The organism is Mycobacterium sp. SM1, assembly GCF_018361265.1.
Taxonomy (GTDB): Bacteria; Actinomycetota; Actinomycetes; order Mycobacteriales; family Mycobacteriaceae; genus Mycobacterium.
In genome coordinates this window covers 1264278-1288330 of sequence record NZ_JAFLNH010000001.1, presented here as the reverse complement: position 1 = coordinate 1288330, position 24053 = coordinate 1264278, and the positions used below count along the sequence as shown (strand labels likewise).

Genomic DNA, 24053 nt, shown 5'->3' with positions numbered 1-24053 from the left:
GCCCAGGCTGGCCAGTGCCTCGCGTACGATCAAAGGGGCAGCTTGCGGAAGACGCTGCGCGGGATATGCCGTAAGACCATCATGACGTAACGCAGTGCTGGTGGTGCCCAAACCAATTCCTTGCCTCTTGCGGATGCGGTGACCGCCAATTCGGCGACATGTTCCTTGTCGACGGTCAACGGCGCCTCTTTGAGGTGCGCGCTCATCCGGGTACGTACCTGCCCTGGCCTAACCACCAGCACACGAACGCCGAACTCACGCAACGCTTCTGATAGTCCCAGGTAGAATCCGTCCAGACCCGCCTTGGTGGAGCCGTAGACGAAGTTGGCCCGTCGCACCCGCTCGCCGGCCACCGAGCTCATCGCGATGATCTGACCGAAACCCTGGGCCCGCATTTTATTAGCGAGGAGGACTCCCACGGAAACTGCTGCAGTATAATTGATTTCAGCGATCTGTACCGCTTTGCGCTGGTCATGACACAGCTCCTCGGCATCGCCGAGCAGCCCGAAGGCGACAATAGCCACGTCGACGTCGCCGTTAGCAAAAGCCTGCTCAATCACCTTCGGATGGCTGTCGGTGTCGAGCGCGTCAAAGTCGATCAGCTCCACCGTCTTAGCGCCCGCGGCCGTCATCTGTGCCACCGCATCGCCGCGGCCGGGGTCATCGGGCAGTGCGGCCAGCACGATGCGCGCGGGCGCGTTTTGCAGGTAACGCTTGCAGATGGCCAGCCCGATCTCGGAGGTGCCGCCGAGCAGCAGGATGGCCTGCGGGTTTCCCAGAGCGTCGAGCACCATTACAGCAGCTCCAGACGCCGGGCTAAGTCGGACACGAAGACTCCGACAGGATCAACCTTGCGCCGCAACGTAATCCACTCGTCGACGCGGGGATACATGGCGTGGAAAGTAGCAGCGGTGGTGCGGGAGTCTTTGGCGGTGTACAGCCGGCCGCCGAATTCCAGGACACGGCGGTCAAGTTTGTTGAGGAATTCGTTAAGACCGGGCTTGATCGGGAAATCGACGCAGATGTTCCAGCCCGGGAGCGGAAAGCTCAGTGGCGCCCGGTTGGCCTCGCCGAACAGCTTGAACACGTTCAGAAATGAATAGTGGCCGCTGGCCTGGATATCCCGGACGATCGCCTTGAGCTCGGCGACCGCCGTGGTCGGCACCACGAACTGGTACTGCAAAAATCCAGCCCGTCCGTAGGCCCGGTTCCATGCTCCGAACATGTCCAGCGGGTGGTAGAACTGGGTGAGGTTTTGGATTGCACCGCGGTATGTTCCGGCCTTGCGGTACCATAGCTCACCGATCGCCGCAAACGTGTACTTGCCCGTCAGGCCGCTGGGAAAGATGTCAGGGAACGTAAATAGTTGTGGCGCATCAAACTTCAATGGATTTTTCCGGAGCTTTTTTGGCAGCTGGTCGACGGTGGCCAGCGAGCCGCGCGAGATCGCGGCGCGTCCTAGTTTCGGTGGCGCGCTGATGGCGTCGAACCAGGCCGAGGAGTACGGGTAACGGGCTTCGCTGCCATCGCTGTGAAAGGCGATCGTCTCATCCAGGCCGGCGGTGATGTCGCCGTCGGCGATGAAATAAGCCGTCTGGGTTGGTGTCATCTCGATGGTGGCTCGCAAGATGATGCCGGTCAGGCCGTTACCGCCGACGGTGGCCCAGAACAGCTCGGACTCCTCGCCGTCGGGGGTCAGGTGACGTATCCGCCCGTCAGCGGTCAGCAGTGCCATCGACCGGACATGGTTGCCGAAGCTGCCTGCGCTGTGATGGTTCTTGCCGTGGATGTCGCAGGCGATCGCCCCACCGACGGTGACCTGGCGGGTGCCCGGCAGCACCGGAACCCATAGCCCGAACGGCAGCGCCGCCTTCATCAGCTGGTCCAGGCTGACACCGGCGTCGACATCGGCGAGTCGGGTGTCGGCGTCGATCGAATGGATGGTGTTCAGCGCGGTCATGTCGATCACTAAGCCGCCGCCGTTCTGGGCGTTGTCGCCATATGAGCGGCCCAGGCCCCGCGCGATCACGCCCCGGCCTCCGGTGTCGGCGGCCCGGACCACAGCCGCGGCGATTTCCTCGGGGTCGCGGGCGCAAAGCACCGTGGCCACGGAGGGAGCGGTGCGGCCCCAGCCACTGAGCCGTTCTGTCGTCAACATCGTCACAGAGGGTACCGCGCCCGCGCCGGCGGCGATGCGGGACGCGCAGCGCCCCGGGAGGCAGCCGGGTCGTTCAGCCCCGCGCCGGTGCGCTGGCCCCGGCCTAGCGGACCCGAAAAATCACGGACCGCTGCACGACGAAGTTGATCACCGTCGCGGTTCCCTGCGCGATGACGAACGCGACGGGTACCGCCCAGGCCCGGTAGGCCAACAGCGCCAGGCACAGGTGGTTGAGCCCGACCTGCACGGTGAAGGTGAGCCCGTAGAGCGCCATGACGGCGGCGAAACGCGCGGTGCTCGGCGATGCCTGAAACGTCCACCGGCGGTTGACCAGATAGGCGGTGACCGTGCCGGCGACGAAGCCGGTGGCTTTGGACAGATCGACCTGCACCCCAGCAACCCGGTAGAGCAGCACGTAAAGACCGAAATCGATCACCGCCGCCCCAGCGCCGGTGAGAATGAACCGCCACACCTGTGTCGTCAATCTCGGGCGTGCGCGCGGGGCGGCGACCTCGGCGGGTGGGTCAGTCATCGCGGGCAGTTTACGGGCCGTGCGCCGAGCGCGTGAGCCGGCGCGGCGTGGTTACGCCGGGAATTTGACGTCGAGCAACTCGACGCGGTTTTCGCCCTGTGGCGTCGTGTAGGTGATGACGTCACCGGGTTTGTGCCCCACCAAGGCCCGCCCCAGCGGGCTGCCGGCGGTCAGCGTCTCGGCTTCGCCGCCGGCCGGGGTCTCTTCCACGATCGATATCACGTGCATCGTGGCCACCGTGCCGTCGAGAAACCGTAGGGTGACTTCGGTGCCGGCGGGCAACGTCTCAGCCTCGTCCGCCAGCAACGGTCCGCGCCCCGTCCGCAAGATCCGGTCGAGTTCGATGATCTGCTCATCGAGCAGGGCCAGCTCATCAGCGCGCTGTATCGCTTCGGCGGCGTCGCCGTGATCGCCCACCATCCCCCGGTCGCTTTTGACCTCGACCTCCAGACGGCGACGTCGTTCGCGCAGCCGGGCCAGCTCAGCCGCTAGCCGGTCCCGGGTGGTATCGGATAGCCGTCTTGGTTCGAGTTCCTCACCCACGTCCGCCAGCCTTTCGGGGCGCGACCGCGAGGGCTGTCGCGGGGCGCCCACATCGTGTCGTTGTACGTTCGCCCATTATTCACACGCTGCGCATCCGGGTGGTGGTTTCGGTGACACCACATACCGCGCGACAACCGCCCGGGCTAAGACGCCGCGGCAACGAGGGCGGCAACCACGTGGGCCAGGGCACCGAGCGCCGTGGCCGCCGTCTGGGCTGGCTGGCGGGCCCGGTATGCGGGCGGGAGTGGCGGGGCTACGGGCGGCCGTCGCGGAGGTCTGCGCGACGCGACGGGACACGACGGTGACGACGCAGCACCTCGCCGGACTGGGCCGCGTGCGCACCTGGCAATCCCGGGGAGCCCGGTAGGGGAGGAGGATGGCGTCATGCGCGAGTATGTGAAGTTCTACATCGATGGCCGTTGGGCCGATCCGGTTCGGCCTAACCTCTTGGACGTCGAAAATCCCGCCACCGAACAGATCACGGGCACAATCTCACTCGGCTCGGCGGATGATGTCGACGCGGCGGTCAACGCCGCCCGACGGGCTTTCGCCACGTGGTCGCAGAGCAGCCGTGCGGACCGCCTTGATCTGCTGCAGGCGATCCGCTCCGAATACCAAAAGCGGGCAGGAGATCTGGCGGAAGCTGTGAGCGAGGAGATGGGGGCGCCGCCGTCGTTGGCGGCCGGGCCGCAGGTGAAGCTTGGCCTTAGTCACCTGGTGACCGCCATCGAGGTACTGAAAAACTTTGCGTTCGAGGAACGACACGGACCAACCCTGCTGGTCAGGGAGCCGATAGGGGTGTGCGGTCTGATAACGCCGTGGAACTGGCCGCTCAACCAGATCGCGGTCAAGGTGTATCCGGCGCTGGCGACCGGGTGCACGATGATCTTGAAGCCCTCCGAGGTGGCGCCGTACTCCGCATACATCTTCACGGAAGTCCTTGACGCGGCGGGGGTGCCGGCCGGCGTGTACAACCTGGTCAACGGCGACGGCGCGGGCGTGGGCGCGGCGCTGTCCAGCCACCCCGGTATCGACATGATTTCGTTCACCGGTTCGACTCGTGCCGGCATCGACGTGGCGTCGAAGGCCGCCCCGACCGTGAAGCGGGTCACCCAGGAGCTGGGGGGCAAGAGCCCCAACATCGTCCTCGACGATGCGCAATTCGACAGCAGTGTGCGTGCCGGTGTGGTCAACATGATGCTCAACACCGGCCAGAGCTGTAACGCGCCGTCGCGCATGCTGGTGCCGAACTCGCGCCTGGCGGAGGCCGTCGCTATCGCGCGCGACGCCGCCGAGCGGGTGGAGGTCGGTAACCCCGAGGCCAGCCGTGCCATCGGCCCGCTGGCCTCACGGGCGCAGTTCGACAAGGTGCAGCGCCTGATCCAGCGGGGTATCGACGAGGGCGCCACGCTGGTCACCGGCGGCACCGGCCGACCTGACGGCTTGGATACCGGCTACTACGTCAAGCCCACCGTCTTTGCCGGTGTCACCAATGAGATGACCATCGCCCGTGAGGAGATCTTCGGGCCGGTGCTGTGCATCCAGGGCTATAGCGACCTCGATGAGGCCATCGACATCGCCAACGACACCGATTACGGTCTGGCGGGCTATGTTTCGGGAGCCGACCTGGCGAAAGCGCGGGCGGTGGCCGCCAGGATTCGCGCCGGCTGGGTGACGATCAACCATGCCTTCGACATCCAGGCTCCATTCGGGGGCTACAAACGAAGCGGCAACGGTCGCGAATGGGGCAGTTTCGGCTTCCACGAATACCTGGAAACCAAGGCGATCCTGGGCTACGCGCTCGAGTAGCGCCCCAGTGGTGGTTGTGTCGCCGTGTCTTCCGCTGCGGAGGGACGGTCGCGGCTTAAGCTTGCTGCGACCCGACAGGCAGGGGGAATCGACGTATCGGCAGCACGAACAGCGCTGTCCGCGCGAACCGGCCGGGCGCGCGGCGAGTGGGCGGTGAACCGGCGAGGGCCTACCCTGCGCCAGTTCACTATGCACGCCGGGCCCGATGGGTCGCCCCCGTCCGGTCCTCGTCCGGTCCACGGGCCGGCCGCGGCATCCCGGCATTGGATGGGCTGCGGGCCGTGGCGGTCGCGCTGGTGCTTGCCGAGCATGGCGGCATCCCCGCCCTGGGTGGCGGCTTCATCGGCGTGGACGTGTTCTTCGTCCTGAGTGGTTTCTTGATTACCTCGCTGCTGCTCGACGAGCTGGGGCGGACGGGTCGGGTCGACCCGGCAGGTTTCTGGGTTCGCCGGGCGCGGCGGTTGTTGCCGGCGCTGGTGCTGCTGGTGGTCACGCTCGGGATGGCTCGCGACCTGTTTCCGCAGGAAGCCGTCACCGGGCTGCGAGATGACGCCATCGCCACGTTGTTGTGGGTGGCGAACTGGAGATTCATCGCGCAGAAAACGGACTATTTCACGCAAGGCGCCGCACCCTCACCGCTGCAGCACGCCTGGTCGCTCGGTGTAGAGGAGCAGTTTTACTTCGTCTGGCCGCTGGTGTTGATCACGGTGGCCGTGGTATTGGCGGCGTGGGCCCGGCGTTATCGGCTGTGGGCAACGGTGAGCGGCGTTCGGCTCATCGTGTTCGTGATGGCAGCGCTGGGTGCGTTGGCCTCGGCCGCCGCGGTCGCGGTCTTCTTGCCCGAGGCCTCGCACCACCGCCTCTACTTCGGCACCGATACCCGGGCGCAGGCCCTATTGATCGGCGCGGCGGCGGCGGCTCTGCTGGTGCGTGATTGGCCGGCGCTGAACCGCGGCTGCTGCGTGATCCGCTCCCGGGCGGCCCGGTGGGCCGCCCGGGTGCTACCGATCATCGGCGTGGCGGGGTTGGCGGCGGGTGCTCACTACGCGACGGGCAGCGCGCGGGAACTGCGCGCGGGCCTGTTGGCCGCGGTGGCCGTCGCGGCGGTTTTGGTGATCGCCCCGGTGGCGCTGGATCAGCGCGGGCCGATCGCCCGGGCGCTGGCCTGGCATCCCCTGGTGCGGCTGGGCACCATCTCATACGGGATCTACCTGTGGCATTGGCCGATCTTTTTGGTGCTCAACGGGGAGCGAACCGGATGGTCCGGCTGGCGGTTGCTTGCGGTTCGCTGTGTTACCACCGTAGCGGTGGCCGCTGTGTCCTGGTGGCTGGTTGAACAGCCCATCCGGCGGTGGCGGCCGGTTAGGGTGCCCCTGCTGCGGTTGGCGGGCGCCACGGTTGTCACGGCCGCCGCGGTGACGGTGTTAGTCGTGCCCGCCGGGGTCGGTCGGGTCGCGGTGTCCGGCACCAGTCTGCCGCCCGGGGTGTCGCCGGTGGCCGTGGTTTCACCGGCGCCACCGGCCGGCTCTCGGCCCGTGCCGGCTGTCGGGCGGCGAGATCCCGCTCGGGCGTTCACCGTTTCGGTCTTCGGCGACTCGATCGCCTGGACGTTGATGCACTACCTTCCCGCCACACCGGGGTTTAATTTTGTTGACCACACCATCATCGGGTGCAGCATCGTCCGCGGCGGCCCATACCGGTATTTCGGCCAGGTCATCGACCAGAAGCCCGAATGCGACACCTGGCCCGCCCGATGGGCCGCGCAAGTCAGCCGGGACCGGCCCGACGTCGTGCTGCTGGTCATCGGCCGCTGGGAAACGATTGACCGGGTCAATGAGGGGCGCTGGACACACATCGGCAACCCGGAGTTCGACTCCTACCTGGCTGCAGAACTTCAGCGAGCACTGGACATCTTGGGCTCCACCGGGGCCCGGGTGGTGGTGGCCACCGCACCGTATAGCCGGCGCGGCGAAAAACCGGACGGCAGCTTGTATCCCGAGGACCAGCCGGAGCGGGTCGATCGATGGAACGGGTTGCTTCGCCGCACGGTGCGCGATCGCCCCAACGTCGCAGTACTGGATTTGAACAAAAAGCTTGCCCCTGACGGGGGCTACACCGCGAAAGTCGATGGCGTACCGGTGCGCAGCGACGGCGTGCACCTTACCCCCGAGGGGGTGAGGTGGCTGACCCCATGGCTCGAGGAATCGATCCGATAGCCGGCCCGCCGGCCATGTAGCGTTCAGCGGCGCGGCGGCGGCTCGGCCGTTACCAGGGGTCGCCTTAGTAACGGAACGAATCTGGTTGTTTTCGTGGTCTTCGTTTGGCGGCGGCTTACGAATGAGCTTTGCGAAAGGGCGCTTCGGGGTCGGCGAGGGTGTCGAGCATCAGCTGGCACCAAGTGAGCGCCGCATTGACCGCGAGGTGTGCGTGCCGGGTCCCCAGACCAACGCGTGCGGTTGCCGGACCGTGTCCGGTGCCCATCCCGCGGTTGCGCAGCTCGGCGAGTCCGTTGGCGATGGTGGTGACCCCACCGAGGATGCGCCTAACACCTTCGCTGCCATCCGGTCCGGAACCTTTCGAGGGGTCCAGCCCGAGCGAAAGCTGTGCTGCGCGCGCCAGTTTGGGTAGGCCAGACTTATCGTCGAACGGCTGGCCACGTTCGCTGAGGACAACCTTGGCGGTGCTTTCGATCAGTTCCTTGGCGCTGCCGACCGCGAGCGCGGGATCGTCGCCGATTGCGCGCCTGATGCGCTCGAAGCCCTCGCGAATGGCTGACGGGTCGGCGAGTCTCGCATTCGATTCGATCGACAGCTGTGACGCGAGTGGCGTGATCTGGCCGGTCTGCTCATCGACCTGGTAGCCGTCGCGGCGTAGCGATTGGTGAAACTGGCTCAGGCCCTGAGGTTCCCAGCCATTGAGCAACCGTTCGGCGACCCGGAGAAATCGGCCGACGTGTCGTGGGTCGGTCCAGTCGACCGCATCCAGGTACGACTGCGTTGTCTGCCGGCGCACGCTGCTGTCTTCGTAGCGGCAGTCGGGATCGGCCGCGAACCCTTCGTCTTGAAGCGCGGTGCTGATCGCGCCGACCGTGCTGTTGGTCATCAAGTCGCGGAAGAGGCCGCGCGTGGTGCGCCCTACGAGATCGGTCATCGTGCTGTGCTATGTATTGACGTCCCGGTTGTTCGCCCGCCCGCGCGCGACCGCCCAGTAGATCGTCGAGCGGGTGACCGGGAAAAGCTCCTCGAGACCGTGGCAGCTTGTCCGCGTCGTTGATCGATGCGGGCGGTCTGTAGCGCCGCGGCGAGGATGGTACGTAAGGCGTGGAGGTCTGCAATGGCGCGGTCGATGTCGCGAATGTGCTTGTCGAGCAGCGCGGTAACCTGCTCACAAGGCGCCATGCCGTGGCGATGCAGGTCGAGGATGCCTTTGATCTCCGACAGGGTTAAGCCGAGGGTCCGGGCCCGCACGATGAATCGCAGGATCGCCGACGTCATCGTCGCTGAACAGCCGGTAGCCCGCATCGGTGCGCTCGGCTGGTGGCAGCAGCCCTTTGGCTTCCCAGATCCGAATGGCCTTGGCCGAGAAGCCGATAACTTTGGCGGCATCACCGACGGTATGCGTCACAAGGTTTCGTTCATGGACGGCGGCGCCGAGATGCGCGGAGTGTTCCTGTGGGGGCAACGGAGATCGGAATGTCAGTGCAATGCTGGACGAACGCGTTGTCGTCCCGCGACTCGGCGACAGATCGCCGCCGCCGAACCCGACTCCTAAGACGAGGATAGCTGCACCACCGGACAGCGCGATTGCCTTCTTGGCGTGAGATTTCATCGGGCTCCTCCTGTGCGTCCAGTAGTGAAAGGTGGTTGATCATGTAAATGGTTGGCGGCTGATTCGTAAGCTCGTCGTCGCTTGCCGGTGAAAGTCCGGTCCGGGTAGCTGTCAGGAGGCCCGGTAGCAGGCTGGCGGTGTCGTCTGGAAACGGGCGGGGTCGAAGCCCAGCGTCGAACGCCCCGGTTATCGGGGTGTGCAACCGAACGGTCCGTAACGTGAAGTGAAGCCTGCCGCGTCGTTAAGCGATCAGGGAGTGCCGAGCCCGGAGGAGAAGGGCGAAGGCCATGGAAGCGGTGAAGATCCTGGAAGTGCAGCCGTGAAGGACTCCCCGGCGTAAGGGGCTCGGAACGTTCGGATAGTGGTGACGGGAACTGGAGAGGCCCTCCCCGGCCCAACCGACTGCGTAGAGCGGTTGGAGCGCGGCGACCTATAACCGGCGACGAGCCGGGAAGTGGAAGCCAGCCGGGGGGGCGTCGGAGGTGGTCGTAGTACCGGTTGAGCCGAGCGGACAACACAACCGCCGGTGAGGGAAGGGCCACTGCTTCGTCGATGCGTGTGGGTGACTGTGGAGGTGCCCGGTGAGTGCCGTTTCGGCTAGTCCCGCCGACAGCGGAACTGTTGTCGCTGACAAGGTTCCGTTGGACAAGGTGCGTGCCCTGCAACACACGCTGTACCGGACGGCCAAGGCCGATCCCGGGCGACGGTTTCATGCGTTGTGGGACAAAATCTTGCGCAGAGATGTCCTGTGGCGCGGCTGGGTCGCGGTGCGCACCAACAACGGCGCACCGGGCATTGACCGGACCACCTTGGACTGGATCGAAAAGGAGTACGGCATCGACCGGTGTTCTCCGAACTGCGGGATGGGTCGTATCGGCCGCTTCCGGCGCGGCGGGTCTATATCCCCAAGCCGGGAACGACCGAGCAGCGGCCGCTGTCGATTCCTGCTGTGCGTGACCGCATCGTGCAGGCCGCCACCAAGATCGTGCTCGAGCCGATCTTCGAAGCGGGTTTTGCCCCGTGCAGTTTCGGGTTTCGCCCGAAGCGGGGTCAGCACGATGCCCTGCAGGTGCTCGTCGACGAGAACTTTCGGGGCAGGCGGTGGGTGGTGGAGACCGATATCGCCGATTGTTTTTCGGTGATACCGCATGACCGGGTGATGGCAGCGGTCAAGGAACGGGTGTGCGACCAGTCGGCGCTTAAGCTGCTGCGCGCGATGCTGCGTGCGGGAGTGATGGAATCCGGCGTCGTCCGTCATCCAGACACCGGAACCCCGCAAGGTGCTGTGATCAGCCCCTTGCTGTGCAACGTGTACCTGCACCGGCTCGACCGGTCCTGGGACACCCGCGCTTTCGGGGTGCTGGTGCGCTTCGCCGACGATCTGCTGGTGATGCGCGAATCCGAACAGCAAGCCCACGCCGCGCTCGCGCGGCTGCGGGCGCTGCTGGCCGAGTTGGGCTTGGTGCCCAAGGAGGCCAAGACCCGCATCGTCGAATTGGTGGTGGGCGGAGAAGGTTTCGACTTTCTCGGCTTTCATCATCAGATGGTGCGCTCGCGGGGTGTGCACGGCAGACGTGGTGTGGCGTTCTTGGCCCGCTGGCCCAGTGATCGGGCGATGCACCGTGCACGCGATCGGATCAGGCAGTTGACGATCCGGTCTCGGCTGCTGCTGCCGGTCGAGGTGGTGGTGGAGGACCTGAACAGGTTCCTGCGTGGCTGGGCGAACTATTTTCGCTACGGCCACTCCGCGATCCGCTTCCACAAGATCCAGCAGCACGCCCAAGACCGGTTGGCGCTGTTTATCGGTAGGCAGCACAAGCGCGGGCGCGGCTTTGGCCTGTCCGTGCTTGCCTACCAGTCCACCGATTACTGCGGGTTGTACAGCCTGAACGGAACCGTCATCGCACCCAGGGCTAACAAGCCCTGGCGGGAGAAACCGAATGCCGGCGGTGAACGGCGTCGGTGAGCCGTGTGCGGGAGAACCGCATGCACGGTTCGAGGTGGCGGGAGCTGGAGCGGCACCGACCTGACCAGGGGCACCAGGGGACGGACAACCGACCGGGAAACCGGCGGCACCAAGGCCCTGGGTCCTACCGCCAGTGCTCATTGCTTCTCCAGCTCCCGACCCAACTCTTCTGTGGTGAGAACGCCCGTCAAGGTGAATCCTGGTGTTGATGGTTGTTGGCCTTGGGTGCGCCGCATAGCCACCATCTGGGAAACCTGAGCCAATGAGGTTGCGGCTCGGCTCATGTTCGCCTCCTTTGCCTGAATGCGGTGGAGGCATCACCGCCGGTGACTCCAACGTTAGGGATTGCCTCGGGGGCAAGGTCAAGACGCAGTGCCGTAATTTTTTGCCGCCCACCGCGTCGCGGGGCACCGGCTGTTGGTCCAGCCTCCATTAAATTGCGTAAGTAATTGCATGCCAAGGCGTTTAGGCAGAAGCGCCAGTGCTTCGAACAATCAGGTCCAGCTCGGACCCGGTGAACCCGATGAATCCATCCACCGCACCGGTGTCGCCTAACCCTTGACCTTGCCCCAGGGCCAACCAATACCTTGGGGTTGCCCGTCGGCTAACGCGTCGCGCGACACGCGCGCCTCCCAGAGCGTGAGCCAACGATGGGCCAACGATTGTGAAGGGGGCGTTCGAGAAGATGGTGTTGCACGCATTAATGGCAAAGGCGGTACCCGCGGTGGTGACCGGCGCGGTTGGGGTTGCGGCTTATGAGGCGGTGCGCAAGGTGGTGGCGAAGGCCCCGCTGCGGAAGGCAACAGTCATCGTTACCGCCTGGGGCATGCGCGTTGCCCGTGAGGCCGAGCGCAAGGCCGGGGCGAGCGCTGAGCACGCACGGCTGACGGTCGCCGACGTGGTGGCTGAGGCTAAAGAGCGTGCCGAACAGGATGTTTCACCGATGACCGTGGTGGACTCTGGCGATCATGACCACTGATGTCCTTCCTGGTGCCGACGCCGCGCTGAAGGTTGTTTCCGACGCGTCAGGGCGCATGCGGGTGCACGTCAGCGGGTTTGATGTCGACGCGGTTCGGGCCGTAGCGATCGAAGAGACGGTCTCGCAAGTGACCGGCGTGCAAGCCGTGCACGCCTATCCGCGAACGGCATCGGTGGTGATCTGGTATTCGCCCCAGCAGTGCGACACCGCTGCTGTGCTGTCCGCGATCGGCGAAGCCGAGCACATTCCTGCAGAGTTGGTGCCCACGCGTGCCCCGCACTCGGCTGCAATTCTCAGGATCGGTGTGGTGCGCAGGATTGCCAGCGGGATCGGACTGGCGCTGGTGGGGATGTGCCGTCGCCCGCTGGACGGTTTGGCGGACAGCGAGAGTTGCGGCAGCTGCGGGTCCGGACCGGTCACCGGGAGCGAGTTGTCGCCGGCTGAGCAGAGGAAGCGCGAGCAGCGCAAATGGTTGCGGCGGGTGTTGTTGGCATTCCCGTTGGGAGTGGCGGTGATGGCGGCGCCGATGTTGTTCGGCGCTTACCCGTGGGCGGGGTGGTTGGCGTTCGCCGCGACGGTGCCCGTGCAGTTCATATCCGGGTGGCCGTTCCTGAAGGGGGCCGTGCAGCAAGCGCGTGCAGGGTCCGCGGGCATGGACACGCTGATCGCGCTGGGCACCCTGACCGCGTTTGCCTACTCCGTCTATCAGCTGTTCGTTGGCGGGCCGCTGTTCTTCGATACCGCAGCATTGATTATTGCGTTCGTGGTGCTGGGCCGCTATTTCGAGGCCAGAGCCACGGGTAAGGCGTCGGAGGCGATCAGCAAGCTGCTGGAGATGGGCGCCAAGGAAGCCTGCCTGCTGGTCGACGACCAGGAGCTCCTCGTGCCGGTTGATCAGGTGCAAGTCGGAGACCTGGTGCTGGTGCGGCCAGGGGAGAAGATCCCGGTCGACGGCGAGGTCATCGACGGGCGAGCCGCCGTCGATGAGTCGATGCTGACCGGCGAGTCCGTCCCGGTCGAGAAAACGGTGGGTGACCATGTCGCCGGAGCAACGGTCAACACCGACGGGCTGCTGACCGTGCGCGCTACCGCCGTCGGGGCCGACACCGCGCTAGCGCAGATCGTGCGCCTGGTTGAGCAGGCACAGGGCGGCAAGGCCCCGATACAGCGAATGGCGGACCGGGTCTCGGCGGTGTTCGTGCCTGCGGTGCTCGGTGTTGCCGTGGCGACGTTTGCCGGGTGGACGCTGTTGGCCGCCGACCCGGTCGCTGGCATGACCGCGGCGGTGGCGGTGCTGATCATCGCGTGCCCGTGCGCGCTCGGCCTTGCCACCCCCACGGCGATCATGGTCGGCACCGGCCGCGGCGCCGACCTGGGGATCCTGGTCAAGGGCGGAGAGGTGCTGGAAGCCTCGAAGAAGATCGACACCGTGGTGTTCGACAAGACCGGCACCCTCACCCGCGCCCGGATGCGGCTCACCGACGTGATTGCCGACAAGCGGCGGCGGCCTGATCTGGTGCTGCGGATCGCGGCCGCGGTCGAGGCGGGCTCAGAACACCCGATCGGCGCGGCGATCGTCGCCGCCGCCCGCGCGCGCGGGTTGGAGATTCCGGCCGCTACCGAGTTCGCCAAGCTCGCCGGTGGTGGAGTGCAGGGTGAGGTCGAGGGCGTGCCCGTGCTGGTCGGGCGGCGCAAGCTCGTCGACGACCACGACTTGGTTCTCCCTGAGCCCCTCGCGACGGCGGCCGCCGAGCTCGAAGAGCAGGGTCGCACCGCGGTGTTCGTCGGCCGCAGCGGCCAGGTTGTGGGTGTGCTGGCGGTGGCCGACACCATCAAGGACGACGCCGTCGACACGGTCCGCAAGCTGCGCGCCATGGGGCTGCAGGTCGCACTGATCACCGGCGACAACGCCCCCACGGCGGCCGCGATCGCCAACCAGGTCGGCATCGGTCAGGTGCTGGCCGAGGTGTTACCCGAAGACAAGGTCACCGAGGTTCGCCGACTCCAAGACGAGGGCCGGGTGGTGGCGATGGTCGGCGACGGCGTCAACGACGCGCCCGCCCTGGTGCAAGCCGATCTGGGCATCGCAATAGGAACCGGCACCGACGTGGCCATCGAGGCCTCCGACATCACGCTGATGTCCGGCCGCCTCGACGGTGTCGTGCAGGCGATTGAGCTGTCGCGGCAGACCCTGCGCACGATCCATCAGAACTTGGGCTGGGCCTTCGGCTACAACACCGCCGCGATCCCGCTTGCCGCGCTCGGCGTGCTGAACCCCATCGTCGCGGGTGCGGCGATGGGGTTCTCCTCGGTCAGCGTGGTCGCCAACTCGTTGCGGCTCCGCCGCATTGGGGCGGACACCCGACAGGAGCACGCGCGGCGCGCATTGCCCGAGGCGAAATGAGCAACGACAGCAGAACCAGCACCTTGACCCCGCATCCAGTGCCGTCGCCGACTAGGCAAAGGTAAGGCCACTACGTGAATGTGCGATTCGGCACTCGCACGTTTGCGGGGTCTTCGGCACAGATGAAGGAGTAGCTCATGACGACCACGGTCTTGACGCTTCCGGGGATTTCGTCCCAGAGTTGCGAGCCCGCGATCGAAGGCATAGTCGCCGCCATTGCGGGCGTTGCCGCGGTGGAGGTCGACGTGCCAGCGAAGACGGCCACTATCATCCATCGCGACGACGGAGCACCCGCGGGGCGGCTGGTCGAGGCCATCGAGGACCAGGGCTACCACGTTGCCGGCGCAAAGGTGATCGGCGAGAGCACCGATGTGGCGATCGAACCCTCCGACCTTAAATCGCGAATCTAGCCAAAGGAGACAATCAACGATGTCAGCGCAGCACGGAAGATTCCCGAGTATGCGAGGTAGCGGATCTTGATCGGCGACCTCGCGCTGCGGTGGACGGTTACCGTCCTGTTCGGCGCCAGCTTCGCGGGACACCTGTATGGCCTTGTCGCGCAACGTGAACGCTGGATATGCACAATCGAACGCCTGCTGCACATAGTGATGTGTGCGGCAATGGTCGTGATGGCCTGGCCCGTTGGAATGGGACTCCCGACACTCGGGCCGATGGTCTTCTTCCTAGCGGCGGCTGTCTGGTTCGTGCTTGTGGCTGCCCACGTGTTCTCCGGCGACGATGGCCGACTGACCAACGGCTACCACGCAATAATGATGGCGGCGGTAGCTTGGATGTACGCGGTGATGACCGGCGGCCCACTGGGCCCGCGCGGTAACTCACCCGGCCACACCATGTCTAGCTCGCCGGATATGAAGATGTCCGGCATGGACATGTCCGTAGCCGCGACAACCGAACCCGGGTGGATTACCGCCCTCAACTGGATCGCGGCTGTCGGATTCGCAAGCGCCGCGGTGTATTGGCTCTACCGGTATCTCGCGCAGCAGAAAGCGAACCCCGTGCCGCACGCCACGCGCCTCGGGGACTGGGGGACGCTATGCCACGCGTTCATGGCCTCCGGTATGGCCATCATGTTCGGTGTGATGCTGTAGGAACGGGAGGCATGACCCGCCGGCAGCCCGGCGCCCGGCCATGCTCAGATCGAAGCTTAGCAACCGAACGAATCTGATTGTTTTCGTAAGCCCACAAGGGGATCCCCTTACGGGTGACGACCAAGGTCTTTCCCGGCCGCTTCGCTCGGGGTTAGCGTCGCTGCGGTGATAGCCCGAACCGCGGGCCCCTCGGAGGCCAAATGCCGGTCCGCTATCTGTCTGATCCCGAGCTCGCCCGGCTGAGCAGTTGGCCGGACGAGATCGCGGTCGAGGACGCGGTCACCTACTTCACCCTCTCCGCCGACGATCTTGTTTTGCGTCAATCTGTCGTGGCTGGCGGGCTTCAACGCCAGCACAACCGTCTCGGCGTCGCCGTTCAACTGTCGACGCTGCCGTGGCTGGGCTGGATTCCCGACGACCTGGCCGGCTGCCCGCCCCTCGCACTGCATCGTCTCGCGCAGGCTTTAGGTATTGGACCGGATACCTCGTCGGCATTGCTGGCGGAGTACGGCGGCTGGCAGGGACGAACCCGTCGGGAACACCGCACACGAGTGCTGGCACGGCTGGGTTGGCGGTTATGCGCCACCGGCGAACGCAAGCTGCTCGACGAGTTCCTGCTGGCCCGGGCGCTCGAACACGATGCCCCCGGCGTCCTGCCCCAGCTGGCCTGTGACTGGTTGCGCGCCGAACGGATCGTCCGCCCACCGGCCGACAGCCTGACCCGGAGGGTGGCCGCGGCACGCGATGCGGCTCGCGCCGAGACCTACCACCGGCTTGGGCCGCTGCTACAACCACCGCGGCCCATGCAGCTCGACAGCCTGCTCGATGTCGACCCCGACCTCGGCTTGACCCGCCTGGCGTGGCTGCGCCGCGGGGCCACCGTTGCCACACCCGAGCTGCTCAAGGCCGAGCTGGACAAGCTGGAATTCCTGCGACGCCACGGCGCCGATCGCCTCGACTTGTCCCAGCTCCCGGTCGGGCGCCAGCGCATGCTTGCCGAGATCGGCCGGCGCTCGACCAATCAGGCGTTGCAGCGCGCCGCGGTCGACCGGCGTCACCCGGTCCTGTTGGCCACACTGGCCGAAACCTACATCGAGGTGCTCGACGAGCTGGTGCAACTGCTCGACCAAGCGCTTGGCGGCGCGGATTCCCGAGCCCGGCATGAACTTTCACAGCGGCTCGTCGACCGCGCCAAAGCCGAGGTGGACCGCGGCAGGCTGCTCGATGAGATCCTCGACGTGCTCGCCGACCCGACCGTTCCCGACGAGCAGGCCGGGCGGGTCGTCCGCCAGCGGGTCGGCATGCAACGCCTGATCGCCGCCCGCCGCCCACCTGAAGATCGCGGGCAGCGCGACCATGGTCACTTTGACCTGCTCGCCGCCCGCTACAAGTACACGCGCACTTTCACCCCGCTAGTGATTGCTGCGCTTTCACTGACCAGGAACACCGCCAGCGCGTCGGTCACGGCGCTGCTCACTGCCGTCGAGGTGCTGCGCGGGCTCAACACCGCCGCCCGCACCGCTGTCCCGGACAAGGCGACCACCGCCGCGGCGACGGTGTTCGTGCCAACGCGCTGGCGTGGCTACCTCGACACCGCGCGTGGTCAAGGCCGCGGCGCCGCCTACCGCCCCTACTGGGAACTGAGCGTCCTCTACGGGGTGCAGGCCGGGCTGCGCTCCGGCGACCTATGGGTGCCCGGCTCACGCCGCTACACCAACCCGTCCACCCTGCTGCTACCGCCGGATCGGTGGGCCGGGCACCCGCGACGACTTCTGCACCGTCACCGGCACCGAGCCCGCCGCGTCCCGGCAACTCGATCGACTCCAGGCCCAGCTGCACGCGGCAGTCGCGGCATTGGAGACAGTCTTGACGGACCCAGGCGCTGAGGGACTCGCACGTCTCGGTGATGACGGTGAGCCGATCGTGTCGCCGCTGCCTGCCGAACAGCTTCCGGCCGAGGCGGATACGCTCGCCGCCGCCACATCAGCTCGGCTGCCCAGGGTGCAATTGCCGGCACTGCTGATCGAGGTTGACCAACTGACCGGGTTCAGCGAAGAGTTCACCCACGCCGGCGGCGCGCAACCACGCAACCCCGACCTCACCCGCAACCCGTACGCGTCGCTGATGCCTACGCCTGCAACCTCGGCTACGCCGGGATAGCCGACGCTTCGGGCATCTCCGAGGACGCCCTGGCCTGGACGTCGCAGTGGTACCTAAGCCAAGACACGCTGCGGGCGGCGCACACGCGTCTGGTCAACGCACACCACGCGCACCCCCTCGCCGCGCTGTGGGGCGGCGGGATGCTCTCGTCGTCGGACGGCCAGCGGTTCCCACAACGGGGACACAGCCTCACTACCCGCGCGCTGTCACGGTATTTCGTTGACGAAGGCACCACCACGTATACCCATGTCTCCGATCAACATTCGACCCACGGCACCAAGGTCATACCGACCAGCTGGCGCGAGGCGGTCGCAGTTCTGGACGAAATCTTCGGCAACCCAACAGATTTGCCGCTCAGTGAGCACACCGTCGACACCGCCGGACAAACCCTCGCGATATTCGCGATCTTCCACCTGGCCGGGTTGCAGTTCTCTCCGCGCATCCGCGACATCGGCCGCCTCTAGCTCTACCGCCCCGGAACCGCCTCGGCTTGGCGCGCTCGATACCCGCACGCCGGGCGGTTGCTCGGCCAGCCGATCCAGACGCAGCTGATCGCCGACCACTGGGATGATCTGCTGCGCCTGGTTGCCTCGATGAAGTTCGGGCACACTACGGCCAGCCTGCTCATTGCCAAGCTTCACGCCAGCAGTCGGCAGAGCACGCTCGCGAAGGCGCTGCACGAGTACGGGCGACTCGTCCGCACCCTCTACGCCTGCCGATATTACATCGCCGACGAAGAACTCCGGCGCCGCGTGCGCCGTCAGCTCAACAAGGGCGAGAGTCTGCATGCGCTGCGGCGCGACCTATTCTTCGCGCATCAAGGCCACGTCCGCCGACGTCATCTCGATGACCAAATCGATCAGGCACTGTGCCTCACCTTGGTCACCAACGCCTGCGTGCTGTGGACCACCACCTACCTCGCCGACACGATCGACAACCTGCGGTCAAACGGCATGGAGGTCAGCGACGAGACTGCGGCACACTTGAGCCCTGCCCAGCATGATCACATCACCTTCTATGGCACGTACTCGTTCGACATCGACGCCCAGCGCCGGCGCGAAGGCCACCGGCCGCTACGCATCCCCGCGTAGCCATAGCGAGATCACAAAACAACCAAATTCGTTCCGTTACTAAGCCGACCCCTACCACGCTTGCGGTAGCAGAACGATTGTGCCGTGGGTGTGCCGCTTTTCGAGTTGTTCGAAAGCGTCCGCGACCCGGTCGAGGGAGTAGGTTGCGGCGACGTCGAAATCAATGGCACCGCTGGCGACCAGCTCGGCCATTTCACCCAGCACCTGCGGGGTTGACGCTTCGGCCCTGCCTTCGGTCTTGGCGCCGACTTCTGCAGCTTTCTGAAACGCGATGATGGTGTTGATCCGCTCGGGCGCCACGCCGAGGTCCACGGCGAGCTGCACGTACTGGGGGCCGAACAAGTCGATGAAAGCGTCGATTCCGTTGGGCGCGGCCTCCCTCAGTCGCGTGGCCAGCCCGTCACCGTAGGGCACCGGGGTGACACCGTGGGCTCGCAACCAATCGAAGTTGCGCTCCGATGCGATACCGAGCACCCGCGCCTTGTGGCGGACCAGCAATTGGACCACAAGGCTGCCGACCCCGCCCGCGGCCGCCGAGACTGCTACCGTCTCGCCCGGTTGCGGCGACACCGCCCGCCACGGCGGCGTATGCGGTCACGCCGACGACGTAGAGCGAGCCCGCGACTTCCCAACTCAACTGGGGAGACTTGCGGATCAGCTGGCCGACTGGAACGACGGTGTGGGTGGCGTGGCTGGATCGGCGCAAGCTGAACCCCATGACCTCGTCGCCGACCGAGAACTCGGTCACTTCAGGCCCGACCGCGGTCACCACGCCGGCGAGGTCAATGCCCTCGCCGGACGGAAACGTAATCGGGAACATCTCGTGCAGCACGCCGACGCGGATAGCAGCCTCGCCCGGGTTGATCCCGGCGGCACGAACCTCGACGAGCACTTCGCCGGGGTCAGGCGACGGCATGTCAATGTCGGTCACGTACAACACATCACGCCCCCCGTAGCGGTCGAAACGTACCGCGCGTGCTTTTCCCGACTCAAGTGGTTCGCGGCCATCGCCCAACTCGTGGCTCCTAGCTCTCCACGATGATCGGATCACCGACATGCACGGCGTCGAAATACCAGGCGGCGTTGTCCGGGCTGAGATTGATGCAGCCGTGACTGACGTTCGCGTAGCCCTGCGAGTCCACCGACCACGGGGCCGAGTGCACGTACACGCCGCTCCAGGTGACCCGGACGGCGTACTGACCCTGGATCAGGTAGCCCTCAGGAGAACTGAGCGGGATGCCGATGGTTCGCGAATCGAACGTGACGGTCCGCTCTTTGGACAACGCGCTGAAATGACCGACCGGCGTAGGACGACTGGGCTTGCCCATCGATGCCGGCATTGTGCGGACGACCTCGTCGTTGATGCTGACGGTGAACGTGTGCGCAGAGATGCTGGCAACGGCCTTCACCACGTCGCCGGTTTCGAAGCCGGTGGAGAAGCCGTGCACCCGCACGGTCACCTTCGTATGGGCGGGCCAGTATCCCACCGGAGCCCATTGCACGGCATTATCGGCCATCCAGGTGAAGCGCCCGGGCACGCTGGGAGAAATGATCTTGATGGTCCGTTCGGCGGCGGTGCGATCGGTGACTTTACGACTGAAGGTGACGATGACCGGATGCGCGACACCAACCACCTCGCCGCCCGCTGGCTGAATCGAGGCAACGCCGGGAACCGCGTTGGGGGTCGCAACGGCCGCCGAGCTTGGCCCGGTTGATAGCGCCACGGCCATCGCGATGATCCCTGCGGGGACGACTAGCGACCTGGCTGCTCTGAGCATGACGTTCACCCCTTCCGCATCGTGTGTAGGCCTGCCCGTCCCTGACTTGTCCCACCGGCGAGGCGATAGCGAAACTTAGGTCGGTCGGCGGTGGTGGTAGTGCCTCGCGCTTAGCGGTGTTCGCGAAGCGCCGCCATGCGCCGCCGGTATTCTTCTTCGTCGACCTCACCGCGAGCGAAGCGTTCGGCGAGCACCTCCTCCGCGCGTGAGAGCCCGTAGCCGGGCTGTTCGGAGGGAGGTGAACTCCCCAAATAACGGATCGCGAGAGCAACGGCGGCGATCACCGCCGTCAAGAACAACACCATGACGATGGCCATCACGATCCAGCCTCCCCAGCCGCCACCATCCCACATCCAGCCGTCCCCGTCATACATCATCGGCGCATCCTTTCATACCGTTGCAAGTGAGTGATCTTTAGTGGTCACGCGACTTGCACCCCGTCTCGGGGTTGTTCGGCGGCCTTGCGGCCGCGTCCCTTCCGCGCTTCACGGCCACCTGCCCGGCCAGGCCGGGTCTTACGGTCGGCTCCACGCTTGACGGCGGCCCCAACTGGGCCGACGACGCTAATGGTTTCCTCGTAGCGCGCGAGGTTGATCGCGGCGTTGTCATCGCGCTGATGGACCGCCAAACACGTGGCACATTGCCACTTTTCGTCCCATCCGATGTCCTGGACATGCCCGCAGGCATGGCATTTTTTCGACGACGGGAACCAGCGGTCAGCGACCACCAGCCGTGACCCGTACCAGCCCGTTTTGTAGGCCAGGTGCCGCCGCGGGGTGCCCAGGGCGGCATCGGAGAGTCCCCGCCGCCGGGCGCGAGCCCCCGGCAGGCCCTTTTGCCGCAGCATCCCGGCGGCGTCTAATCCCTCCAGCACGACCCGGCCGTGGGTTTTGGCCAATCGTGTTGTCAGAGCGTGCAGGTGATGGGTGCGGGCATCGTTGACCCGGCGATACAGCCGAGACATCTGCGTGGTGCGCTCCCGATACCGGCGGGAGCCTTTCACACAGCGTGAACGGGCCCGCGACACCCGCCGTAATTCGCGCAGCGCCGCCTCAAGCGGGCGCGGGTTAGCCACCTGTTCGATCACGCCGCCGCCGGCGGTGGCCACGCTCGCCAGCCGGCGCACCCCGACGTCGACACCGACCCGCGACTCGGGCAGCGCCACGCCGGGCTGAATCGGCCGCTGCACCAGCACCCGCACGCTCGCGTCGAGTCGGGCGCCGTCGCGCCGCACGCTGATCGCCAGCACCCGCGCGCGGCCCTTGGCGATGAGTCGCTCGATGCGGCGGGTGCTCTCATGGGTGCGGACGGTGCCGATCACCGGCAAGGCGACATGCCGGCGGTCGGGTTCGACGCGCATCACCCCGGTGGTGAATGTCACGCGGTCGGCGTCGCGTCTTTTCTTCTTCAACCGGGGGAAGCCCATCGGCTTGCCGTCGCGTTTGCCCGATCGGGAGCTCTGCCAGTTCCAGTAGGCGTCCACCGCGGCGGCGATCCCGCCCGCGTAGGCCTCTTTGGAGCACTCACTCCACCACGGCTGGCCCGTCTCGGCGTTGACGCACACCTCGTCTTTGACCTGATTCCAGCGTTTCCGCAGCACCGGCAGCGAGGGCTTCGCGGTCTTGACACCGGCGGCGTGCCACGCCCGGATATCGGCTTTCAGCGTGGCGACGGCCCAGTTGTAGGCCTTGCGGCGGGCCCCGAAATGGCGCGCCAGCGCGCGGGCCTGGCCCCCGTTCGGGTCCAGGGTGAAACACAACGCCTGCACACACCAGCCGTCGGGCACCTCGAAACGCGGCATCTCAGGCCACCTCCACCTCGTCGGACGCCGCTGCCGCAGCAGCAAGCGCACGCTTGGCCCTGTTCTGCGCAGCGCGTTTGCCATACAACCGAGCGCACATACTGGTGAGGATCTCGCTCATATCGCCCACCGGGTCGTCATCGACTTCAGCGGAATCGACCACCACCAGCTCACGGCCCTGGGCGCCCAGCGCCGCCTGCACGTACTCCGAGCCGAACCGGCAGAACCGATCCCGGCGCTCGACCACGATCCGACTCACCGTCGGGTCACCCAGTACGGCGAGAAACTTCCGGCGGTGCCCGTTGAGCGCGAAACCAACCCCGGTCACCACCGTGTCGACCGGGATCTGTTTTGCCGTGGCCCGCGCGGTCACCCGCGCCACCTGCCGATCCCAATCAGCCTTCTGATCAGCCCAGGAGCCGCGCGCGTACACGGTCGTGCGTGATCTTCGGCCAGCCTCGCCGGTCGGCTCACCCACCAGATTCAGCCGACCCACTCGCCGGGCGGGCACCGGCAGCAGCCCGGCGCTAAACCAGCGATACGCGGCCACCCGCGCAACACCGTTGCGCTCAGCCCACACCGCAAGATTCATACCCCTGTTCCTACAGCACACCACCGACAACTACCGACCACCCACGCCGCAACAGTTGACAACCCCTGTCGAATATTTTCGTGCACACGAGTGCAGCCCGCTGTGTAACCGCATGTCTTTGGCGGACGGCGCATATCGGGCGGGGAGTATCGGGCGGCGGTCCCTTCTTCTGACGGCCCCCGCGGGCGGTATCGGCGCAACCGTTTGGGCTGCCGTGGGCCACGCCGCGAAAAAGCCGAAAAAGCCAGGGCCTCGATGCGAATCGAGGCCCTGGCTTGAGGGGGTCAGTCGCCGCACCGGCACTCGGCATGACCGCACTTGCAGCCGGGTGCCTGGGTGCACGCGTGGTCGGCGCACTGGCAGCCAGTAGATTTACAGTGACAGCTCCCGGTCTCTTTCATCCGTCATCCTTCCTGTCAAGGTGCTCACCAACCCAGCACCGGATAGTTACGATACCCGGGTAGGGTATATACGTCAACCGATAGCACCGTCCACGCGTTCGATACCCCCGTCCACGCGTTGACCCGTCGGCCGCCCGTCCTCGCCGCTGGCGGGTTTTCGCGACGAGTGCTCACCTGTGTCGGCTCGGTGGGCGGCAGCGGTCAGGAGCGCACCAGACGTGCGATAGCCGCCGAGGCCTCGGCGAGCTTCACCTCGGCCTCCTTGCCGCCTTCGGCGAGCGCGTGGCTCACGCAGTGATCAAGGTGCTCGTCGAGCAGGTTTAACGCCACCGACCGTAACGCGCTGCTGGCGGCGCTGATCTGGGTGAGAACGTCGATGCAGTACTTGTCTTCTTCGATCATCTTCGCGATGCCGCGGACCTGACCCTCGATTTTGCTCAGCCGCTTAGCGTAGCTGTCCTTGTGCGCGACATATCCGTAGGTGGCGTGCCCCTGGTGCTCCAGCGTCTTCGTCATCGGGCTGGACCCTGCCTTCCTGCTGAGGGGCGACATTCCCGTCGCCCACCGACGCGTTTGTGGTTGTCGGCGTCGCCGATCCCGGCCGCGGCCGTCGCGATGGCGCCCGGGTGGCAGATCGTCGGTCGCCGCCCCGGCATCTCCGGGCATGGGTGCCCCGAGACGGCGGAACCTCGAGTCACGGTGGGCGGCATGTAACCACTATAGCTAGCTACCCTACGGGGGTAGGTGAAGCGATGTGCGTCACCGGAGGCCGCCGGCGTGGCGCCCACCAACGATGAGTGCCGAGAGGTGCCGGGCTGGTGCCGGCCCGGCGCAATCACCAAAAACGCCAATGCCTTACTCCCGATAAGCGATTGACTCACTTTGGGCGCCAGGCGTTTTCA

21 protein-coding genes and 2 pseudogenes are annotated in these 24053 nt (G+C 66.2%); 10 read left to right on the top strand and 13 right to left on the bottom strand.

What is annotated here, in order from left to right; all coding sequences use genetic code 11:
* Nucleotides 1-29: 29 nt before the first annotated feature.
* The 4 genes from MSM1_RS06040 to MSM1_RS06025 all read right to left on the bottom strand — a co-directional run bounded on the left by MSM1_RS06040 (nucleotide 30) and on the right by MSM1_RS06025 (nucleotide 3233).
* Nucleotides 30-794 carry a decaprenylphospho-beta-D-erythro-pentofuranosid-2-ulose 2-reductase gene (locus tag MSM1_RS06040; protein ID WP_213440633.1) on the bottom strand — a complete coding sequence of 255 codons (765 nt, stop codon included), beginning with the start codon at nucleotides 792-794 and terminating at the stop codon, nucleotides 30-32.
* Nucleotides 794-2158 carry an FAD-binding oxidoreductase gene (locus MSM1_RS06035; RefSeq protein WP_213440632.1) on the bottom strand — a complete coding sequence of 455 codons (1365 nt, stop codon included), beginning with the start codon at nucleotides 2156-2158 and terminating at the stop codon, nucleotides 794-796. Before MSM1_RS06035 ends, MSM1_RS06040 begins: the two co-directional genes overlap by 1 nt.
* Nucleotides 2159-2261: 103 nt before the next feature.
* On the bottom strand, nucleotides 2262-2690 hold the full coding sequence (locus MSM1_RS06030) for a GtrA family protein (RefSeq protein ID WP_213440631.1): 429 nt from the start codon (nucleotides 2688-2690) through the stop codon (nucleotides 2262-2264).
* A gap of 51 nt (nucleotides 2691-2741) precedes the next feature.
* The gene (locus MSM1_RS06025) at nucleotides 2742-3233 is read right to left on the bottom strand and encodes a GreA/GreB family elongation factor (protein ID WP_213440630.1); all 492 of its coding nucleotides are present in this window, start codon (nucleotides 3231-3233) and stop codon (nucleotides 2742-2744) included.
* 384 nt (nucleotides 3234-3617) lie between these two features.
* Between MSM1_RS06025 and MSM1_RS06020 the strand changes: the two genes are divergently transcribed.
* On the top strand, nucleotides 3618-5042 hold the full coding sequence (locus MSM1_RS06020; protein WP_213440629.1) for an aldehyde dehydrogenase family protein: 1425 nt from the start codon (nucleotides 3618-3620) through the stop codon (nucleotides 5040-5042).
* A gap of 146 nt (nucleotides 5043-5188) precedes the next feature.
* Entirely contained in the window at nucleotides 5189-7258 is a 2070-nt protein-coding gene (locus MSM1_RS06015; protein ID WP_213440628.1) for an acyltransferase family protein, read from the top strand.
* A 115-nt stretch (nucleotides 7259-7373) separates the two neighbouring features.
* Here MSM1_RS06015 and MSM1_RS06010 read toward each other — a convergent pair whose 3' ends face one another.
* The 3 genes from MSM1_RS06010 to MSM1_RS21580 are packed head-to-tail and all read right to left on the bottom strand — an operon-like array spanning nucleotide 7374 to nucleotide 8870.
* Complete coding sequence (locus MSM1_RS06010) at nucleotides 7374-8192, bottom strand: abortive infection family protein (RefSeq protein ID WP_213440627.1); 819 nt, start codon at nucleotides 8190-8192, stop codon at nucleotides 7374-7376.
* Complete coding sequence (locus MSM1_RS06005; RefSeq protein WP_236054766.1) at nucleotides 8189-8536, bottom strand: MerR family DNA-binding protein; 348 nt, start codon at nucleotides 8534-8536, stop codon at nucleotides 8189-8191. Before MSM1_RS06005 ends, MSM1_RS06010 begins: the two co-directional genes overlap by 4 nt.
* Entirely contained in the window at nucleotides 8427-8870 is a 444-nt protein-coding gene (locus MSM1_RS21580) for a MerR family DNA-binding transcriptional regulator (RefSeq protein ID WP_236054765.1), read from the bottom strand. The genes MSM1_RS06005 and MSM1_RS21580 overlap by 110 nt, the downstream gene beginning before the upstream one ends.
* A gap of 844 nt (nucleotides 8871-9714) precedes the next feature.
* Here MSM1_RS21580 and ltrA point away from each other — a divergent pair.
* From ltrA to MSM1_RS21565, 8 genes and pseudogenes are all read left to right on the top strand, one after another.
* Nucleotides 9715-10836, top strand: a complete 1122-nt coding sequence (gene ltrA, locus MSM1_RS06000; protein WP_307857293.1) for a group II intron reverse transcriptase/maturase — start codon at nucleotides 9715-9717, stop codon at nucleotides 10834-10836.
* 685 nt (nucleotides 10837-11521) lie between these two features.
* Nucleotides 11522-11815: a DUF1490 family protein gene (locus MSM1_RS05995; protein ID WP_213441500.1), complete on the top strand. Its 294-nt coding sequence runs from the start codon at nucleotides 11522-11524 to the stop codon at nucleotides 11813-11815.
* 55 nt (nucleotides 11816-11870) lie between these two features.
* Nucleotides 11871-14219, top strand: a complete 2349-nt coding sequence (locus MSM1_RS05990) for a copper-translocating P-type ATPase (RefSeq protein WP_213441498.1) — start codon at nucleotides 11871-11873, stop codon at nucleotides 14217-14219.
* A gap of 137 nt (nucleotides 14220-14356) precedes the next feature.
* On the top strand, nucleotides 14357-14629 hold the full coding sequence (locus tag MSM1_RS05985; RefSeq protein ID WP_213440626.1) for a heavy-metal-associated domain-containing protein: 273 nt from the start codon (nucleotides 14357-14359) through the stop codon (nucleotides 14627-14629).
* Nucleotides 14630-14695: 66 nt separating this feature from the next.
* Nucleotides 14696-15328 (top strand): DUF5134 domain-containing protein, encoded by a 633-nt coding sequence (locus tag MSM1_RS05980; protein WP_213440625.1) that lies wholly within the window; start codon nucleotides 14696-14698, stop codon nucleotides 15326-15328.
* Nucleotides 15329-15528: 200 nt separating this feature from the next.
* Entirely contained in the window at nucleotides 15529-17214 is a 1686-nt protein-coding gene (locus MSM1_RS21575; RefSeq protein WP_236054764.1) for a DUF4158 domain-containing protein, read from the top strand.
* On the top strand, nucleotides 17195-17488 hold the full coding sequence (locus MSM1_RS21570; protein WP_236054763.1) for a hypothetical protein: 294 nt from the start codon (nucleotides 17195-17197) through the stop codon (nucleotides 17486-17488). Before MSM1_RS21575 ends, MSM1_RS21570 begins: the two co-directional genes overlap by 20 nt.
* Nucleotides 17482-18579, top strand: a pseudogene (locus MSM1_RS21565) (Tn3 family transposase); the annotation flags it as partial. The gene MSM1_RS21570 and the pseudogene MSM1_RS21565, both read left to right, overlap by 7 nt.
* A gap of 51 nt (nucleotides 18580-18630) precedes the next feature.
* Here the strand turns inward: MSM1_RS21565 and MSM1_RS05970 are convergent.
* The 6 genes and pseudogenes from MSM1_RS05970 to MSM1_RS05945 all read right to left on the bottom strand — a co-directional run bounded on the left by MSM1_RS05970 (nucleotide 18631) and on the right by MSM1_RS05945 (nucleotide 23667).
* A pseudogene (locus MSM1_RS05970) lies at nucleotides 18631-19495 on the bottom strand (NADP-dependent oxidoreductase).
* Nucleotides 19496-19604: 109 nt separating this feature from the next.
* Nucleotides 19605-20357 carry a L,D-transpeptidase family protein gene (locus MSM1_RS05965; protein ID WP_213440624.1) on the bottom strand — a complete coding sequence of 251 codons (753 nt, stop codon included), beginning with the start codon at nucleotides 20355-20357 and terminating at the stop codon, nucleotides 19605-19607.
* Nucleotides 20358-20467: 110 nt separating this feature from the next.
* Complete coding sequence (locus tag MSM1_RS05960; RefSeq protein WP_213441496.1) at nucleotides 20468-20731, bottom strand: SHOCT domain-containing protein; 264 nt, start codon at nucleotides 20729-20731, stop codon at nucleotides 20468-20470.
* Between the two features lie 47 nt (nucleotides 20732-20778).
* Entirely contained in the window at nucleotides 20779-22158 is a 1380-nt protein-coding gene (gene tnpB, locus MSM1_RS05955; protein ID WP_213440623.1) for an IS607 family element RNA-guided endonuclease TnpB, read from the bottom strand.
* Between the two features lies 1 nt (nucleotide 22159).
* Nucleotides 22160-22750 (bottom strand): IS607 family transposase, encoded by a 591-nt coding sequence (locus tag MSM1_RS05950; protein ID WP_213440622.1) that lies wholly within the window; start codon nucleotides 22748-22750, stop codon nucleotides 22160-22162.
* Nucleotides 22751-23352: 602 nt separating this feature from the next.
* Nucleotides 23353-23667, bottom strand: a complete 315-nt coding sequence (locus MSM1_RS05945) for a metal-sensitive transcriptional regulator (protein ID WP_213440621.1) — start codon at nucleotides 23665-23667, stop codon at nucleotides 23353-23355.
* Between the last annotated feature and the right edge of the window lie 386 nt (nucleotides 23668-24053).

Bases quoted from the DNA above. Each gene is read 5' to 3' on its own strand.
- tnpB (WP_213440623.1), bottom strand. From the start codon at position 22,158: ATGCCGCGTTTCGAGGTGCCCGACGGCTGGTGTGTGCAGGCGTTGTGT.
- MSM1_RS05995 (WP_213441500.1), top strand. From the start codon at position 11,522: ATGGTGTTGCACGCATTAATGGCAAAGGCGGTACCCGCGGTGGTGACC.
- MSM1_RS06030 (WP_213440631.1), bottom strand. From the start codon at position 2,690: ATGACTGACCCACCCGCCGAGGTCGCCGCCCCGCGCGCACGCCCGAGA.
- MSM1_RS06035 (WP_213440632.1), bottom strand. From the start codon at position 2,158: ATGTTGACGACAGAACGGCTCAGTGGCTGGGGCCGCACCGCTCCCTCC.
- MSM1_RS05950 (WP_213440622.1), bottom strand. From the start codon at position 22,750: ATGAATCTTGCGGTGTGGGCTGAGCGCAACGGTGTTGCGCGGGTGGCC.
- MSM1_RS21575 (WP_236054764.1), top strand. From the start codon at position 15,529: ATGCCGGTCCGCTATCTGTCTGATCCCGAGCTCGCCCGGCTGAGCAGT.
- MSM1_RS06010 (WP_213440627.1), bottom strand. From the start codon at position 8,192: ATGACCGATCTCGTAGGGCGCACCACGCGCGGCCTCTTCCGCGACTTG.
- MSM1_RS06040 (WP_213440633.1), bottom strand. From the start codon at position 794: ATGGTGCTCGACGCTCTGGGAAACCCGCAGGCCATCCTGCTGCTCGGC.
- MSM1_RS05960 (WP_213441496.1), bottom strand. From the start codon at position 20,731: ATGTATGACGGGGACGGCTGGATGTGGGATGGTGGCGGCTGGGGAGGC.
- MSM1_RS05990 (WP_213441498.1), top strand. From the start codon at position 11,871: ATGCGGGTGCACGTCAGCGGGTTTGATGTCGACGCGGTTCGGGCCGTA.
- MSM1_RS06005 (WP_236054766.1), bottom strand. From the start codon at position 8,536: ATGACGTCGGCGATCCTGCGATTCATCGTGCGGGCCCGGACCCTCGGC.
- MSM1_RS05945 (WP_213440621.1), bottom strand. From the start codon at position 23,667: ATGACGAAGACGCTGGAGCACCAGGGGCACGCCACCTACGGATATGTC.
- MSM1_RS21580 (WP_236054765.1), bottom strand. From the start codon at position 8,870: ATGAAATCTCACGCCAAGAAGGCAATCGCGCTGTCCGGTGGTGCAGCT.
- MSM1_RS06020 (WP_213440629.1), top strand. From the start codon at position 3,618: ATGCGCGAGTATGTGAAGTTCTACATCGATGGCCGTTGGGCCGATCCG.
- MSM1_RS05985 (WP_213440626.1), top strand. From the start codon at position 14,357: ATGACGACCACGGTCTTGACGCTTCCGGGGATTTCGTCCCAGAGTTGC.
- MSM1_RS05965 (WP_213440624.1), bottom strand. From the start codon at position 20,357: ATGCTCAGAGCAGCCAGGTCGCTAGTCGTCCCCGCAGGGATCATCGCG.